At 60.0% G+C, this 15,385-nt stretch carries 9 protein-coding genes; 1 reads left to right on the forward strand and 8 read right to left on the reverse strand.

The window, feature by feature from the left end:
* Positions 1 to 55 precede the first annotated feature (55 nt).
* The 4 genes from tuf to rpsL all read right to left on the reverse strand — a co-directional run bounded on the left by tuf (position 56) and on the right by rpsL (position 4,353).
* Positions 56 to 1,231, reverse strand: a complete 1,176-nt coding sequence (gene tuf / locus ACU5AZ_RS02525) for an elongation factor Tu (RefSeq protein WP_446824488.1) — start codon at positions 1,229 to 1,231, stop codon at positions 56 to 58.
* A gap of 69 nt (positions 1,232 to 1,300) precedes the next feature.
* Positions 1,301 to 3,400, reverse strand: coding sequence for an elongation factor G (gene fusA, locus ACU5AZ_RS02530; RefSeq protein WP_446824489.1), 2,100 nt, complete (start codon positions 3,398 to 3,400; stop codon positions 1,301 to 1,303).
* 30 nt (positions 3,401 to 3,430) lie between these two features.
* A complete protein-coding gene (gene rpsG / locus ACU5AZ_RS02535) occupies positions 3,431 to 3,901 on the reverse strand; it encodes a 30S ribosomal protein S7 (RefSeq protein WP_261930355.1) in 471 nt (156 codons plus the stop codon).
* Between the two features lie 80 nt (positions 3,902 to 3,981).
* Positions 3,982 to 4,353, reverse strand: coding sequence for a 30S ribosomal protein S12 (gene rpsL / locus ACU5AZ_RS02540; protein ID WP_003507760.1), 372 nt, complete (start codon positions 4,351 to 4,353; stop codon positions 3,982 to 3,984).
* 584 nt (positions 4,354 to 4,937) lie between these two features.
* Between rpsL and ACU5AZ_RS02545 the strand changes: the two genes are divergently transcribed.
* Positions 4,938 to 5,231, forward strand: a complete 294-nt coding sequence (locus ACU5AZ_RS02545; protein WP_261930356.1) for a transcriptional regulator — start codon at positions 4,938 to 4,940, stop codon at positions 5,229 to 5,231.
* 117 nt (positions 5,232 to 5,348) lie between these two features.
* Here the strand turns inward: ACU5AZ_RS02545 and rpoC are convergent, their stop codons facing one another.
* From rpoC to rplJ, 4 genes are all read right to left on the reverse strand, one after another.
* On the reverse strand, positions 5,349 to 9,560 hold the full coding sequence (rpoC, locus tag ACU5AZ_RS02550) for a DNA-directed RNA polymerase subunit beta' (RefSeq protein ID WP_446824490.1): 4,212 nt from the start codon (positions 9,558 to 9,560) through the stop codon (positions 5,349 to 5,351).
* A 187-nt stretch (positions 9,561 to 9,747) separates the two neighbouring features.
* Entirely contained in the window at positions 9,748 to 13,890 is a 4,143-nt protein-coding gene (rpoB, locus tag ACU5AZ_RS02555; RefSeq protein ID WP_446824491.1) for a DNA-directed RNA polymerase subunit beta, read from the reverse strand.
* Between the two features lie 259 nt (positions 13,891 to 14,149).
* Positions 14,150 to 14,527, reverse strand: coding sequence for a 50S ribosomal protein L7/L12 (gene rplL, locus ACU5AZ_RS02560; protein ID WP_446824492.1), 378 nt, complete (start codon positions 14,525 to 14,527; stop codon positions 14,150 to 14,152).
* A gap of 57 nt (positions 14,528 to 14,584) precedes the next feature.
* Positions 14,585 to 15,103 (reverse strand): 50S ribosomal protein L10, encoded by a 519-nt coding sequence (gene rplJ, locus ACU5AZ_RS02565; protein ID WP_261930360.1) that lies wholly within the window; start codon positions 15,101 to 15,103, stop codon positions 14,585 to 14,587.
* Positions 15,104 to 15,385 lie beyond the last annotated feature (282 nt).

Raw genomic sequence — 15,385 nt, forward strand, 5'->3', positions numbered from 1 at the left:
TTCAAACAAGGACAGGGACCCTTCTGGGCCCCTGCCCCGAGACTTTGTCCGTCGATTACTCGACGATCGAAGCGACGATGCCGGCGCCGACGGTGCGGCCGCCTTCGCGGATAGCGAAGCGCAGCTTTTCTTCCATCGCGATCGGAACGATCAGCTCGACGTCAACGGTGACGTTGTCGCCAGGCATGACCATTTCCGTGCCTTCCGGAAGCGTCACGATGCCCGTAACGTCCGTCGTGCGGAAGTAGAACTGCGGACGGTAGTTCGTGAAGAACGGCGTATGACGGCCGCCTTCTTCCTTCGTCAGGATGTAGGCTTCGGCCTTGAACTTGCGGTGCGGCTTGACAGAACCCGGCTTGCACAGGATCTGGCCACGCTCGACGCCGTTGCGGTCGACACCGCGAAGCAGCGCGCCGATGTTGTCGCCGGCCTGGCCCTGGTCGAGCAGCTTGCGGAACATTTCAACGCCGGTGCAGGTCGTCTTCGTCGTCGGCTTGATGCCAACGATTTCGATTTCTTCGCCAACCTTGACAACACCACGCTCGACGCGGCCGGTCACAACCGTACCACGGCCCGAGATCGAGAACACGTCTTCGATCGGCATCAGGAAGGGCTGGTCGATCGGACGCTCAGGCGTCGGGATGTAGTCGTCGACAGCGGCCATCAGAGCGCGGATCGCGTCTTCGCCGATCTTCTTGTCCGAATCTTCGAGAGCGGCCAGAGCCGAACCCTTGACGATCGGAATGTCGTCGCCCGGGAAGTCGTAGGACGACAGAAGTTCGCGAACTTCCAGCTCGACGAGCTCGAGGAGCTCCTCGTCGTCGACCTGGTCGACCTTGTTGAGGAACACGACAATCGCCGGAACGCCAACCTGACGGGCGAGCAGGATGTGCTCGCGGGTCTGCGGCATCGGGCCGTCGGCAGCCGAGCAAACCAGGATCGCGCCGTCCATCTGGGCAGCACCGGTGATCATGTTCTTGACGTAGTCGGCGTGGCCGGGGCAGTCGACGTGCGCATAGTGACGGTTGGCCGTCTCATACTCGACGTGCGCCGTCGAGATGGTGATGCCACGAGCCTTTTCTTCCGGAGCAGCGTCGATCTGGTCGTACGCCTTGAACTCGCCGAAGAACTTCGTGATCGCTGCCGTCAGCGACGTCTTGCCGTGGTCAACGTGACCAATCGTGCCAATGTTTACGTGAGGCTTATTGCGCTCAAACTTGCTCTTTGCCATTTTCGGCTCTCCAATTTGCCCCTCTTACGGGGGAATGTCCTACAATTTGGTTTCTAGTATTCCGGCCAATTACTTCTGGCCGGAATACTTCGCCTGGATTTCGGTTGCAACGTTCGACGGAACCGGTGCGTAGTGGTCGAAGACCATCGAGTACTGGGCGCGGCCCTGAGACATCGAACGCAGGTTGTCGACGTACTTGAACATGTTGGCCAGCGGAACGTTGGCGTTGATGACAACGGCAACACCACGGCTTTCCTGACCCTGGATCTGACCACGGCGGGAGTTCAGATCGCCGATCACGTCACCGACGTAATCTTCCGGCGTCACGACTTCAACCTTCATCATCGGCTCGAGGAGCTGGGCACCGGCCTTCTTGGCTGCTTCACGGAAGCAGGCGCGGGAGGCGATTTCGAATGCCAGGACCGAGGAGTCAACGTCGTGGAAGGCACCGTCGACGAGCGTCGCCTTGACGCCCAGCATCGGGAAGCCAGCCAACGGACCGGAAGACAGAACGCTTTCGATACCCTTCTGAACGCCCGGGATGTATTCCTTCGGAACAGCACCGCCGACGATCTTGGATTCGAAGACGAAATCTTCGCCATCCGGGTTCGGTTCGAAGATGATCTTGACGCGCGCGAACTGGCCGGTACCACCGGACTGCTTCTTGTGCGTGTAGTCTTCTTCGTGGGTGCGGGTGATGGTTTCGCGGTAGGCAACCTGCGGCGCGCCGACGGATGCTTCAACCTTGAACTCACGACGCATGCGGTCGACGATGATGTCGAGGTGCAGTTCGCCCATGCCGGCGATGATCGTCTGGCCCGATTCATGGTCCGTCTTCACGCGGAAGGACGGATCTTCGGCTGCCAGGCGGTTGAGCGCGAGGCCCATCTTTTCCTGGTCGCCCTTGGTCTTCGGCTCGATGGCGATCTGGATGACCGGCTCGGGGAATTCCATGCGCTCGAGGATAACCGGCTTCAGGGGATCGCAGAGCGTGTCACCCGTGGTGGTTTCCTTGAGGCCCGCGAGAGCAACGATGTCGCCTGCATAGGCTTCTTCGATGTCTTCACGCGAGTTGGAGTGCATCTGCAGCATGCGGCCGACGCGCTCGCGCTTTTCCTTCACCGTGTTCATGACCGACGAACCCTTTTCGAGCTTGCCGGAGTAGATACGGGCGAAGGTGAGCGAACCGACGAAGGGGTCGTTCATGATCTTGAAGGCGAGCATGGAAAGCGGCTCGTCGTCATCGGCATGACGCTCGATTTCGGCTTCGGTCTTGACGTCAACGCCCTTGATCGCCGGGATATCGAGCGGCGACGGCAGGTATTCGACAACGGCGTCGAGCAGCGGCTGAACGCCCTTGTTCTTGAAGGCGGTGCCGCAGAACATCGGGTGGAACTTCACGTCGATCGTGCCACGACGAACGAGGGCGCGGATCTTGTCGTTGTCCGGCATGTCGCCGTTCAGGTAGGCTTCCATCGCTTCTTCGTCGATCTCGACAACCGTCTCGATCAGCTTTTCGCGATATTCTTCAGCCTTTTCCTTCAGGTCAGCCGGGATCTCCACGACGTCCCACTGAGCGCCGAGCGATTCGTCGCGCCAGATGAGAGCGTTCATTTCGATCAGGTCGACGACGCCCTTGAAGTCGGCTTCAGCACCGATCGGCAGCTGCATGACAACAGCCGTCGCACCGAGGCGGGTCTTGATCATCTCGACCGAGCGGTAGAAGTCGGCGCCGGTCTTGTCCATCTTGTTGCAGAAGATCATGCGCGGAACATGGTACTTCTCAGCCTGACGCCAGACGGTTTCCGTCTGCGGCTCAACACCGGCGTTGGCGTCGAGCAGTGCGATGGCACCGTCGAGAACGCGCAGCGAACGCTCGACTTCGATGGTGAAGTCAACGTGGCCGGGGGTGTCGATGATGTTGAAGCGGCGCATCTTGCCGTCACGGCCCTTCCAGAAGGTCGTGGTGGCAGCGGACGTGATCGTGATGCCACGCTCCTGCTCCTGCTCCATCCAGTCCATGGTGGCAGCGCCGTCATGGACTTCACCGATCTTGTGCGACTTGCCGGTGTAGTAAAGGATACGCTCGGTCGTGGTCGTCTTGCCGGCGTCGATGTGCGCCATGATACCGAAATTGCGGTAGTCTTCGATTTTATATTCGCGGGCCATTTTGGTCTGCCTTTCGAAAATTGCCGCCGATTACCAGCGATAGTGGGAGAAGGCGCGGTTAGCGTCAGCCATCTTGTGCGTGTCTTCGCGCTTCTTCACTGCAGAACCACGGTTGTTGGCCGCATCCATGAGTTCGCCGCAGAGGCGATCGATCATGGTGGGCTCGTTGCGCTTGCGGGCAGCAGCGATCAGCCAACGGATCGCGAGTGCCTGACGGCGCTCCGGACGAACGTCGACCGGAACCTGGTAGGTCGCACCACCGACGCGGCGCGAACGCACTTCAACGTGCGGAGCAACGTTGTCGAGTGCCTGATGGAAGATCGCGACCGGTTCCTGCTTCATCTTGCCTTCAACGGCGTCGAATGCGCCGTAGACGATGGATTCAGCAACCGACTTTTTGCCATGAAGCATGATGGCATTCATGAACTTGGTAACGACGAGATCACCGAACTTCGGATCCGGGTTGATCTCACGCTTTTCTGCACTATGGCGACGGGACATACTACTTGTCTCTCAACAGTTATGACGCTTCATCACGCGGAGAACCTCGCGCAGCGCCTGGAAAACGATAAAAGCCCGAATTACTTCGGACGCTTCGCACCGTACTTCGAACGGCGCTGCTTGCGGTTCTTGACGCCCTGGGTGTCGAGAACGCCGCGGATGATGTGGTAACGCACGCCCGGCAAGTCCTTCACGCGGCCGCCACGGATCATGACGACGGAGTGTTCCTGCAGGTTGTGACCTTCGCCCGGAATGTAGCCGATGACTTCGAAGCCATTGGTCAGGCGGATCTTCGCGACCTTACGCAGAGCCGAGTTCGGCTTCTTCGGGGTCGTCGTGTAAACACGGGTGCAAACGCCGCGCTTCTGAGGGTTTTCCTGCAGAGCAGGCACTTTATTGCGCTTTACCTGTGCCTGACGCGGCTTGCGGATCAGCTGGTTTACGGTAGGCATACAACCATCCCTTACAAAATCTTCTGTCTCATGCCCTCGCGGGCGGATCTAAACTGCCGATAACGGCTCAACACGATCGACGTCATAATGCGCAAAATATGGCCCGACCCGCTCGCTTGCGGATGGACCAGAAAAAGCAGAGGACGCAAGCTCTCGCGTCATGCGTACAGCATTTCGAAGTCTCAACGTATTTTAGGAACCGTGTTTGAGACGAACTCCAGAGCGTGTCGCGCCGAACAGTCAAGCCTCACATCGGGACCGATGGCGCGGGTACTACTGCGTAAAGCCCTCTCCGTCAAGACCGGGCGCCAAGAAATTCTTAAAACGCAGGGCCTGGAGCCTCCGGCGGGGGTCGCGAAACCGAATTTTCGGAATATTGACCGCCTGGGTGCCATTTTCCGTTGGGCTAAGGCCCGAACTTGCCCTAAATAAGGCAATGATCGACGGGAATATCATCTCCATAACCCGTCGCAAACCACCAATCAAGAATCGCTTTTGTGGCGATTCCCTTTTTCCCCGCCCGACCGAATCTCCGGCCCGATTGTCGGACGGCCCTTCCAGAGGCGAACGCCAAGGAGCAGATCATGATCGCATTTCCGGACAACGACAACGCCCCCGACGAGCCCATCGTCTTCATCATCATCGGAAAAGCGTATCGCATAAAGGGCGACGAAGGCATGGAGATCCATATCATGCTGGCAGCCCCCGACGACGATACCGCGGTCCGCACCGCGCTCGACGCGCTCGCCCAGGAAGGTTTCGCCGAGGCCGACCTCGACCAGATCGGCACGCTCGACGGCATGCCGGACGAAGAACCGCACGCCTCCGCCTATCAGGGCGTCCTCGAAGGCGAAGTGGCGATCATCCGCTTCGACTGACATTGTCGCGACGATTGACCGGGAGCGCCCTGCCCTTCCGGTCCCGACCATCGCCAGAACGGAAAAAGCCGCCGGTCGAAACCGGCGGCTTTCTTGTTTTCAGGTTCGGCTGATGCCTTATTCGGCGGCCGGGGTCGGATCGCTTGCGGCCATGTCGCGGAGCATCGGCGTTGCCGAATCCGCGCCGGTCGACTTGCGGCGTTCCTCGAGGATCAGATCGTCGCGCGACGTTGCGATCCGACGGATCTGGGTCATGGTGCGACCCGTACCAGCCGGGATCAGACGACCCACGATGATGTTTTCCTTCAGGCCCTGCAGCGTGTCGGTCTTGCCGGCGATCGCCGCTTCGGTCAGAACCTTCGTCGTCTCCTGGAACGAAGCCGCGGAGAAGAACGACGGCGTCTGCAGCGAAGCCTTGGTGATGCCGAGCAGAACAGGATCGCCCGAAGCCGGCTTCTTGCCTTCTTCGATCAGCGCATCGTTGAGGTCGTCGAGCTCGATGCGGTCGACATTGTCACCGACGATGTACTGGCTGTCGCCGGCATCGGTGATCTCGACCTTCTGGAGCATCTGACGGACAATCACTTCGATGTGCTTGTCGTTGATGACAACGCCCTGCAGTCGATAGACTTCCTGGATTTCGTTGACCAGGTAGGAAGCCAGAGCCTCCACGCCCTTGATCGCCAGAATGTCGTGCGGTGCCGGGTTGCCGTCGAGGATGTAGTCACCCTTTTCGATGTAGTCACCATCCTGCAAGTGGAAGGGCTTGCCCTTCGGGATGAGATACTCGACGGGCTCGACACCATCTTCCGCCGGCTCGATGACGATGCGACGCTTGTTCTTGTAGTCGCGGCCGAAGCGAACCGTACCGTCGATCTCGGCGATGACGGCGTGATCCTTCGGACGACGTGCTTCGAACAGTTCGGCGACGCGCGGCAGACCACCGGTGATGTCCTTGGTCTTGGCGCTTTCCATCGGGATACGTGCAAGCACGTCGCCCTGGGAAACCTTCTGGCCGGGTTCGACCGAAAGGATCGCATCCACCGAGAGCATCAGGCGGGCTTCACCGCCACGCGGCAGCTTGATGATGTTGCCGGAAGCATCCTTGATGACCATGGCCGGCTTGAGGTCCGTCCCGCGCGGGGTCGAACGCCAGTCGATGATCTGACGCTTGGTGATGCCGGTCGACTCGTCGGTCGCTTCGAGGGCGGAGATGCCGTCGACAACGTCTTCGAAGTGAACGGTACCCGTCACTTCCGTCATCATCGGACGGGTGTAGGGGTCCCACTCGGCGAGACGCTGACCGCGCTTCACCTTGTCGCCATCATCAACGAAGATCTTCGAACCATAGGCCACACGCTGCGAGGAACGCTCAACGCCGCGTTCATCGAGGATGGTGACGGCCATGCTGCGGCCCATGGCAATCAGGTTGCCTTCGGAATTGCGCAGCATGTTGCGGTTCTTGATCTGCACCGTACCTTCGTACGAGGCTTCCAGGAACGACTGGTCGACCACGGTTGCCGTGCCACCAAGGTGGAACGTGCGCATGGTGAGCTGCGTGCCCGGCTCGCCGATCGACTGAGCGGCGATGACGCCAACGGCTTCGCCGATGTTGACCGGCGTACCGCGTGCAAGGTCGCGACCGTAGCAGACCTGGCACACGCCCGTCTGGATTTCGCAGGTCAGTGCCGAGCGAATGCGGACGGACTGGATGCCGGCCTTCTCGATTTCGACGACGTCGGCTTCGAGGATCATGCGGCCGGCGTCGACGATACGCTCGCCGGTGACCGGGTTGTCGATGTCATCCAGTGCCGTACGGCCAAGGATACGCGCTCCAAGCGAAGCCACGACCTGACCGGCGTCGACGATTGCCGTCATGGTCAGACCGGTGTCGGTACCGCAATCGTTGTGAATGACGATGCAGTCCTGGGCCACGTCGACGAGACGACGGGTCAGGTAACCGGAGTTCGCGGTCTTCAGAGCGGTGTCGGCCAGACCCTTACGGGCACCGTGCGTCGAGTTGAAGTACTCGTTCACGGTCAGGCCTTCCTTGAAGTTCGAGATGATCGGCGTCTCGATGATTTCGCCCGACGGCTTGGCCATGAGGCCGCGCATACCGCCCAGCTGACGCATCTGGTTCGGTGAACCACGGGCCCCCGAGTGCGACATCATGTAGATGGCGTTCATCGGCTTCTGGCGACCGTTGTCGTCGAACTCGACGGCCTTAATGCGGGCCATCATGTCCTCGGCGACCTTTTCGGTGGCCTTGCCCCAGGCGTCAACGACCTTGTTGTACTTTTCGCCCTGAGTGATCAGGCCGTCGTTGTACTGCTGCTCGTATTCCTTGACCAGGGTTTCGGTGTCACCGACGATCTTCGCCTTGGTTTCCGGAATGATCATGTCGTCCTTGCCGAACGAGATGCCCGCCTTGCAGGCATTCGTGAAGCCGAGCTGCATGATGCGGTCGCAGAAAATGACCGTGTCCTTCTGGCCGCAATGGCGGTAGACCGTGTCGATCATCTTGGAGATGTTCTTCTTGGTCATTTCCTGGTTGCAGATGTCGAACGGGATGTTCGAATTGCGCGGCAGGAGCTCGCCGATGATCATGCGGCCCGGGGTCGTTTCATAGATCTTCGAAACCGGCTTGCCGTCCTCGTCGACCGTCTTGAAGCGGCCGCGGATCTTGGCGTGCAGGGTCACGGCCTTGGTTTCCAGCGCATGGTGCAGTTCGCCCATGTCGGAGAACACCATGCCTTCGCCCGGCTCGTTCTGGTTCATGATCGACAGGTAGTAGAGGCCAAGAACCATGTCCTGCGACGGCACGATGATCGGCTGACCGTTGGCCGGGTGCAGGATGTTGTTCGTCGACATCATCAGCACGCGGGCTTCAAGCTGGGCTTCGAGCGACAGCGGCACGTGAACGGCCATCTGGTCGCCGTCGAAGTCGGCGTTGAAGGCGGTGCAGACGAGCGGATGCAGCTGGATGGCCTTGCCTTCGACCAGGGTCGGTTCGAAGGCCTGGATGCCCAGGCGGTGCAGCGTCGGCGCACGGTTCAGGAGAACCGGATGCTCGCGGATGACCTCGTCGAGGATATCCCAGACTTCCGGACGTTCCTTTTCAACCAGCTTCTTGGCCTGCTTGACGGTCGAGGAGTAACCCTTGGCGTCGAGGCGGGCGTAGATGAACGGCTTGAACAGTTCGAGCGCCATCTTCTTCGGCAGTCCGCACTGGTGCAGCTTCAGTTCCGGACCGGTCACGATGACCGAACGGCCGGAATAGTCGACGCGCTTGCCGAGCAGGTTCTGACGGAAGCGGCCCTGCTTGCCCTTGAGCATGTCGGACAGCGACTTCAGCGGACGCTTGTTGGCGCCGGTGATGACGCGGCCGCGGCGGCCGTTGTCGAACAGCGCATCGACAGATTCCTGCAGCATGCGCTTTTCGTTGCGGATGATGATGCCCGGTGCGCGCAGTTCGATCAGGCGCTTCAGACGGTTGTTACGGTTGATGACGCGGCGGTACAGATCGTTGAGGTCGGACGTCGCGAAACGGCCGCCGTCGAGCGGGACGAGCGGGCGCAGGTCCGGCGGGATCACCGGAACGACCTTCATGATCATCCATTCCGGACGGTTGCCGGATTCGATGAAGTTCTCGACGATCTTCAGACGCTTCATCAGCTTCTTCTGCTTCAGGTCGGACGTCGTGTCGGCCAGATCCGAACGCAGTTCGCCGGCGATCTTCTCCAGATTCATGCTGGCGAGCATTTCGTAGATGGCTTCGGCGCCGATCATCGCCGTGAACTGGTCTTCACCATATTCATCGACGGCCAGCATGTATTCTTCTTCGGAAAGAAGCTGGTTTTCCTTCAGCGCGGTGAGGCCCGGCTCGGTGACGATGTAGTTCTCGAAGTAGAGAACGCGCTCGACATCCTTCAGCGTCATGTCGAGCAGGGTCGAGATGCGCGACGGCAGGGACTTCAGGAACCAGATGTGGGCGACGGGCGCAGCGAGCTCGATGTGGCCCATGCGCTCGCGGCGAACGCGCGACAGCGTGACTTCGACGCCGCACTTTTCGCAGATGATGCCCTTGTACTTCATACGCTTGTACTTGCCGCACAGGCACTCGTAGTCCTTGATCGGGCCAAAGATGCGCGCGCAGAAGAGGCCGTCACGTTCCGGCTTGAACGTACGGTAGTTGATGGTTTCCGGCTTCTTGATCTCGCCGTACGACCACGACAGGATCTTCTCGGGGCTCGCAATGGAGATCCGGATCTGGTCGAAGTGCTGTGCAGGCACCTGCGGGTTGAAAAGATTCATGACCTCATGGTTCATGCCTATCTCCTTCTAGGGCTCTGGGCCCTCTATTTGGCGCGGCGGATCCGGCTTTCCCGGGTGCCGGTCCGGCGCCTCGAAACAACGTCACGCCGCGTGTGAGCGCGGCGGCCTCCCCTCTCCCGGCGACGAGCACCGGCAAGGGGGAAGATGTGCGCCGGAAAACCCGCGCACATCCAACGTTTGATTATTCGGCCGCGTCCGGCAGCTGATCGGTTCCGTCCTGGCCTTCGCCGATCTTGGAGTTCTCGAGCTCGACGCTGAGACCCAGAGACCGCATTTCCTTGACCAGAACGTTGAACGATTCCGGAATGCCCGCTTCGAACGTATCGTCGCCGCGCACGATGGCCTCATAGACCTTCGTACGGCCCGCCACGTCGTCCGACTTGACGGTGAGCATTTCCTGCAGCGTGTAGGCGGCGCCATACGCTTCCAGTGCCCAGACTTCCATTTCCCCGAAGCGCTGACCGCCGAACTGCGCCTTGCCGCCCAGCGGCTGCTGGGTAACGAGCGAGTACGGACCGATCGAACGGGCGTGGATCTTGTCGTCGACAAGGTGGTTCAGCTTGATCATGTACATATAGCCGACAGTCACCTTGCGGTCGAAGGGCTCACCCGTACGGCCATCGTAGAGAACCGACTGACCCGAGGTATTGAGACCGGCACGCTCCAGCATGCTGGCAATATCCGGCTCATGCGCACCGTCGAAGACCGGCGTGGCGATCGAGACGCCCTTCCGGGACTGCTCGGCAAGCTTGACCAGCGCGTCGTCGTCGAAGGACGAAACTTCGTCCTTGGCGTCACTGGCGTAGACCGTCGTCAGTTCGTTCTTCAGATCGGTGATGTCCATCGTCTTGCGATAGTCATCAAGCAGCTGGCCGATCTTCTTACCCATGCCGGCGCAAGCCCAGGCAAGGTGGGTTTCGAGGATCTGGCCGACATTCATGCGCGACGGCACGCCCAGCGGGTTCAAGCAGATGTCGACATGCGTGCCGTCTTCGAGGAACGGCATGTCCTCGATCGGCAGGATGCGCGAAACCACGCCCTTGTTGCCGTGACGGCCGGCCATCTTGTCGCCCGGCTGGATCTTGCGCTTCACAGCGACGAAGACCTTGACCATCTTCATGACGCCCGGAGGCATTTCGTCGCCGCGCTGGACCTTTTCGACCTTGTCCATGAAGCGCTGTTCAAGGCGCGACTTGGATTCGTCGTACTGGCCGCGAAGTGCTTCGATCTCGCCCTGGACCTTTTCGTCCTCGACGGCGAACATCCACCACTGCGAGCGGGGATATTCGGAGACGACGGCATTCGAAAGCTCGACGCCCTTCTTGAAGCCCTTCGGTCCGGCAATCGAGACCTGACCACGAAGCATGTCGATCAGACGGCCGTAGACGTTACGGTCGAGGATCGCCTGTTCGTCGTCGCGGTCCTTGGCCAGACGTTCGATCTCTTCGCGTTCGATCGCCATGGCGCGTTCGTCCTTTTCAACGCCGTGGCGGTTGAAAACGCGAACTTCGACGATGGTGCCGAAGGTGCCCGGAGGCATGCGCATGGAGGTGTCGCGAACGTCGGACGCCTTTTCACCGAAGATGGCGCGCAGAAGCTTTTCTTCCGGCGTCATCGGGCTTTCGCCCTTCGGCGTGATCTTGCCGACCAGAATGTCGCCCGGCTGAACATCGGCGCCGATATAGACGATGCCGGCTTCGTCGAGGTTCTTCAGAGCCTCTTCCGAAACGTTCGGAATGTCGCGGGTGATTTCTTCCGGTCCAAGCTTGGTGTCGCGGGCCATCACTTCGAATTCTTCGATGTGGATGGAGGTGAACACGTCGTCAGCGACGATGCGTTCCGACATCAGGATCGAGTCTTCGTAGTTGTAGCCGTTCCACGGCATGAACGCGACGAGCGCGTTGCGGCCGAGCGCCAGGTCGCCGAGGTCCGTCGACGGACCGTCGGCAATGATGTCGCCCTTGTTCAGAACGTCGCCGACGGAAACCAGCGGACGCTGGTTGACGCAGGTGTTCTGGTTGGAACGCTGGAACTTCTGCAGACGATAGATATCAACGCCGGACTTCGACGGGTCGAGGTCCTCGGTGGCGCGGATAACGATACGCGTCGCGTCGACCTGGTCGACCACGCCGCCGCGGCGCGCGCCGATGGCAGCACCGGAGTCGCGTGCGACGATCGGCTCCATGCCGGTGCCGACGAACGGTGCTTCGGCCCGCAGAAGCGGAACGGCCTGACGCTGCATGTTCGAGCCCATGAGAGCGCGGTTGGCGTCGTCGTTTTCCAGGAACGGAATGAGCGCGGCTGCAACCGAGACGAGCTGCTTCGGCGAGACGTCCATCAGGTTGATGGTGTCGCGCGGAGCGAGCATAACGTCACCGGCGTGACGGCAGACGACGAACTCTTCCGAGAACGAGTTGTCCTCGTCCAGGACGGCGTTCGCCTGGGCGACGTAATACTTGGCCTCTTCCATGGCGGAAAGGTAGATCACGTCGCTCGTCACCTTGCCGTCAACGATCTTGCGGTACGGGCTTTCGATGAAGCCGTACTTGTTGACGCGGGCGAAGGTTGCCAGCGAGTTGATCAGACCGATGTTCGGGCCTTCCGGCGTTTCGATCGGGCAGATACGGCCGTAGTGGGTCGGGTGAACGTCGCGGACTTCGAAGCCGGCGCGCTCGCGGGTCAGACCACCCGGGCCAAGTGCCGAAAGACGGCGCTTGTGGGTGATTTCCGAAAGCGGGTTCACCTGGTCCATGAACTGCGACAGCTGCGAAGAGCCGAAGAATTCGCGGACGGCGGCGGCTGCCGGCTTGGCGTTGATCAGGTCCTGCGGCATGACGGTGTCGATCTCGATCGACGACATGCGTTCCTTGATCGCACGCTCCATGCGCAGGAGACCCAGACGGTACTGGTTCTCCATCAGCTCGCCGACCGAACGGACACGGCGGTTGCCGAGGTTGTCGATGTCGTCGATTTCACCCTTGCCGTCGCGCAGGTCGACCAGCATCTTGACCACGGCCAGGATGTCTTCCTTGCGCAGGACGCGCATGGTGTCCGGAGCGTCGAGGTCGAGACGCATGTTCATCTTGACGCGGCCGACAGCGGACAGGTCGTAACGCTCGGAGTCGAAGAACAGCGACTGGAACATGGCCTCGGCCGATTCCATGGTCGGCGGCTCACCCGGACGCATGACGCGGTAGATGTCGAACAGAGCGTCCTGACGGTTCTCGTTCTTGTCGGCGGCCAGCGTGTTGCGGATGTAGGCGCCGACATTGATGTGGTCGATGCCGAGAACCGGGATTTCGCTGAAGCCTGCGTCGAGAATGATCGGAAGGGTCTTCTCGTCGATCTCGTCACCGGCTTCGAGGTAGATCGCACCGCTTTCCATGTCGACGATGTCTTCGGCGAGATAGGAACCGTAGAGATCCTCGTCAGTGGCCTTGAGAGCCTTCAGGCCCTTGTCCTTCAACTGCTTCAGCAGGCGCGGGGTCAGCTTCTTGCCGGCCTCGACGACCACTTCGCCGGTGTCGGCGTCGATCATCTCGGAAATGGCCTTGGAGCCCTTCAGCGCATCCGGCTGGAAGGGAACGCGCCAGCCGTCGCCGTCACGCTCGAAGATGTCCTTGGTGTAGAAGGTCGACAGGATTTCTTCGCCGTCCATGCCGAGCGCCATCAGCAGCGACGTTACCGGCAGCTTGCGGCGACGGTCGATACGAGCGAAGACAACGTCCTTGGCATCAAACTCGATGTCGAGCCAGGAGCCGCGATACGGGATGACGCGGGCAGCAAACAGCAGCTTGCCCGAGGAATGGCTCTTGCCCTTGTCGTGGTCGAAGAACACGCCCGGCGAACGGTGCATCTGGGAAACGATGACGCGTTCGGTACCGTTGACGATGAACGTACCGTTGTTGGTCATGAGCGGCATGTCGCCCATGTAGACGGACTGTTCCTTGATGTCCTTGATCGACTTGGCGCCGGTATCCTCGTCAATATCGAACACGATGAGACGCAGCGTCACCTTGAGCGGTGCCGCATAGGTCAGGTCGCGCTGACGGCACTCGTCAACGTCGAACTTCGGCTGTTCGAATTCGTAGGACACGAATTCCAGCATCGACGCACCGGAAAAATCGGTGATCGGGAAAACGGACTTGAAAACGGACTGCAGACCCTCGTCAGGACGGCCGCCCTTGGGCTCGTCGACCATGAGGAACTGATCATAAGACGCCTTCTGAACCTCGATGAGGTTCGGCATCTCTGCTACTTCGGGGATTTTACCAAAAAACTTGCGTACGCGCCTACGACCGTTAAACGAAAGGGTCTGAGCCATCGTCGCTCCTTCAATCTTTTTGCATCCGGGCCTGCAACGAACGGATCACCGCTGGCCAGGCGGCTCCGTCGACATGGGTCAATCCAATCTCGTAGCGCTCCTGAACTCCGCATGGCCGGATTGCCATGCCCTTCAGTGCGCTACTATGCTCTTGAAGAGCCCATTACCCAAAAGCCGATTTCACCCGGCTTTTGGGTAATGGATTTCAATAGCGTAAAAGGGAAGCGGCGCGAGGCCGCTTCCCGAAGCAATCCGAAGATTACTTGACTTCGACCTTAGCGCCGGCGTCTTCCAGCTTCTTCTTGAGGTCAGCAGCTTCACCCTTGGAAACAGCTTCCTTGACAGCCTTCGGAGCGCCTTCGACGAGGTCCTTGGCTTCCTTGAGGCCGAGGCCGGTGATGGCGCGGACTTCCTTGATGACGTTGATCTTGTTGGCGCCGGCATCGACGAGGATCACGTCAAATTCGGTCTTTTCTTCTTCAACAACAGCGGCAGCACCACCACCAGCAGCGGCAGCAACAGCAACCGGAGCAGCGGCAGAAACGCCCCACTTTTCTTCGAGCATCTTGGACAGCTCAGCCGCTTCGAGAACGGTCAGAGAGGAGAGGTCTTCTACGATCTTTGCGAGATCAGCCATTTTAAAGTTCCTTTGTTCGGTTCGAACTGGTTTGTTTGATTACAGCAAAAAACCGCCTTAAGCGGCTTCGTCCTTCGAGGCGTAAGCCGAGAACACGCGGGCGAGCTGAGCTGCCGGTGCCTGTACAACGCCTGCAATGCGGGTAGCCGGGGTCTGGATCATACCCACCAGCTTCGCACGCAGCTCGTCCAGCGAAGGCAGGGTCGCGAGCGACTTCACACCTTCTGCGTCGAGAGACGTTGCACCCATGGCGCCACCGAGGACGACGAGCTTGTCGTTGCCCTTGGCGAAATCCATGACGACCTTAGGAGCCGTGATCGGGTCGACGCTGTAAGCAATCAGCGTCTGTCCGGTGAAGAGATTGGACATCTCTTCCGACTCCGTACCCTGAAGGGCAATTTTGGCCAGACGGTTTTTCGCGACCTTGACGGTACCGCCGGCTGCGCGCATCTTCGAACGGAAGTCGTTCATCTGCGCGACCGTGATACCGGCATAGTGGGCTACGACAACCGAGCCGGAAGCCTTGAAGACTTCGTTCAGTTCCGCAACGAATTCGCGTTTTTCCGCTTTTTCCACTGCCTATCTCCAGTTGGCAGGCCTCAAATACTCGAGAGCCTGCCGGGTTTGCCTTTGCCTCAAGGGATCCGTTCAAAAGGATCCCGAGCGACGCTTGAGGATCCTGCCCCCTCGCGCTCCCAACCGTCAGGCTGGCAGGCACAAGGCACACTAGGTTCGAACCGCAACAGTGAAGTACGGTCTCACCCGTCTCATGCAGGCAAAGTGATTAAGGTATAACCACCTGCAATCTCGGACAGGAGTCCGGGTTGCCCCGGATATTCCGGCCCGCGAACGGACCGG

The organism is Rhizobium sp. PAMB 3182 (assembly GCF_052908355.1).

Bases quoted from the DNA above. Each gene is read 5' to 3' on its own strand.
- tuf (WP_446824488.1), bottom strand. From the start codon at position 1,231: ATGGCAAAGAGCAAGTTTGAGCGCAATAAGCCTCACGTAAACATTGGC.
- rpsG (WP_261930355.1), bottom strand. From the start codon at position 3,901: ATGTCCCGTCGCCATAGTGCAGAAAAGCGTGAGATCAACCCGGATCCG.
- fusA (WP_446824489.1), bottom strand. From the start codon at position 3,400: ATGGCCCGCGAATATAAAATCGAAGACTACCGCAATTTCGGTATCATG.
- ACU5AZ_RS02545 (WP_261930356.1), top strand. From the start codon at position 4,938: ATGATCGCATTTCCGGACAACGACAACGCCCCCGACGAGCCCATCGTC.
- rpsL (WP_003507760.1), bottom strand. From the start codon at position 4,353: ATGCCTACCGTAAACCAGCTGATCCGCAAGCCGCGTCAGGCACAGGTA.
- rpoC (WP_446824490.1), bottom strand. From the start codon at position 9,560: ATGAACCATGAGGTCATGAATCTTTTCAACCCGCAGGTGCCTGCACAG.
- rplL (WP_446824492.1), bottom strand. From the start codon at position 14,527: ATGGCTGATCTCGCAAAGATCGTAGAAGACCTCTCCTCTCTGACCGTT.
- rpoB (WP_446824491.1), bottom strand. From the start codon at position 13,890: ATGGCTCAGACCCTTTCGTTTAACGGTCGTAGGCGCGTACGCAAGTTT.